The sequence below is a fragment of the Vibrio sp. Vb1026 genome, from assembly GCF_033338745.1.
GTDB lineage: Bacteria > Pseudomonadota > Gammaproteobacteria > Enterobacterales > Vibrionaceae > Vibrio > Vibrio alginolyticus.
Genome location: NZ_JAWOTH010000062.1, coordinates 1 through 1,782, shown reverse-complemented (window position 1 = coordinate 1,782; position 1,782 = coordinate 1). Strand labels below are relative to the sequence as shown.

Annotated in this window: 2 protein-coding genes; one reads left to right on the top strand and one right to left on the bottom strand. The window is 45.3% G+C overall.

Translation table 11 applies throughout. The features are described 5' to 3' along the window. The coding region (locus R7E47_RS24145) for a sulfite exporter TauE/SafE family protein (RefSeq protein WP_318085184.1) at positions 1-485 on the bottom strand (485 nt) is incomplete at its 3' end. Positions 486-918: 433 nt separating this feature from the next. On the opposite strand from R7E47_RS24145, the gene R7E47_RS24140 reads away from it, so the two are divergent. Beyond that, positions 919-1,782, top strand: an 864-nt coding sequence (locus tag R7E47_RS24140) for an IS5-like element ISVal1 family transposase (protein ID WP_318085182.1), incomplete at its 3' end; no start/stop codon positions are given.

Genomic DNA, 1,782 nt, shown 5'->3' with positions numbered 1-1,782 from the left:
TTACCGCGTAACTGGTTCGCTTCTTGATGCTGCAGTAGCAATGCCATCGGAGGGCCACCGATTGCCGAGCTGGTACCAAACAAACCGGAGAAAAATCCAGCTAACGTCATACGCTGGGGTGTTGGTTCAATACGAAACGGAAGCACACTAACGATAACCGCGAATAGAACGAGTAAACCGATCCATAACGTCAGTGCTTGAGTGGAGACAAAGAACAGCATGAAGCCACCAGCAATAGAACCGGGAACTCGGCCAATCAATGCCATTTTTAAACCACCGATTTCGACGCTACTGCGATGTTTCAGCGCATTCATGATCGAAATAAACAACGCGACCAAACAGATAGGTGCAGGCACATATTCGGGCGCCCATAGAATGAGCAATGGCGCGGCCACAATGGCTAAGCCAAAACCAATCGCAGTTTGGACAAAAGAACCGAGAAAAATCAGTCCCATCGCAAGCAAGTTAACCGAATCAAATTCCATCTAGATTATTCTTATATTCAGACAATCAATAAGGGCGCTAGACTTATCGAATTTCGAGATAATTGCCTAAGCCCGCCTTGCGTAGCATTCCTCAATGACCATGAAAAGACAATCTATTTGTCTGTTTTTAGACAACATTCATTTTCGCTAACCTCACTACCAACGTAAGGCTTTTCTTACAGAAAACTGAATGCACTGTATACCAAAACAACACATATACCGTTGATAAAATCATCAAAATGATTGATGTCGAGCTCTAGCGCTTTATTTTGCATCGCTCTATAATGCTGACCCTTTTATCAATACTGTACTTATTTCCACAACAAAAAAGCGTACAGTTATTTACTTTTTTACGGCTTTGTTGCGTAATTCGATGGAACTAAATCAGGAAGTTACGATCTGATCGGTTACATCAGTTAATCATCGTAGCCTTATGCCGAAACCTCGTTACAAAACAACTAACTGGAAGCAGTACAATAAAGCCTTAATCAACCGTGGTTCTCTGACTTTTTGGATTGATGAGGAAGCGATAGCTGAGTGGAAGCAAAACAAACAAGGCAAGCGTGGTAGACCTCGCCGATTCAGCGACTTAGCCATTACTACAGCACTGATGGTAAAACGCGTTTTCTCTATGCCGTTGAGAGCGCTACAAGGTTTTCTAGACTCTGTATTTAAGCTGGCTAACATCCCGCTTGTTTGCCCGCACTACACCTGTATAAGCCGCCGAGCTAAGGAAGTTGAGGTTTCATTTAAAACCAAAACCAGAGGAGCAATACAACACCTAGCAATTGATGCCACTGGCCTCAAGGTTTATGGCGAAGGTGAATGGAAGGTCAAGAAGCATGGAACTGATGGGAAGCGAAGAGTCTGGCGTAAGCTGCATATCGCGGTAGATACAAGCACCCACGAAATAGTCGCAGCAGAGCTGAGCTTATCTAACGTAACCGATGCCGAAGTGCTCCCCAACTTACTCAAGCAGACACGTCGCAAAATCATTGAGATATCAGGCGATGGCGCTTATGACACAAGGAATTGCCATGATGCCATACGGATCAAGCGAGCGGTTCCGCTTATCCCGCCACGAGAAGGGGCTGCCTTCTGGGAGCAAGGACACCCTCGCAATTTAGCAGTAGGTTGTCAGAAGCTCTACGGCTCCAACAAGAAGTGGAAAAAGCGGTATGGTTATCACAAGCGTTCGCTCTCTGAAACAGCCATGTATCGCGTGAAGCAGTTGCTAGGTGGGCGATTAAGTCTGAGAAACTACAATGCTCAGGTTGGTGAAACTTACGCCATGATT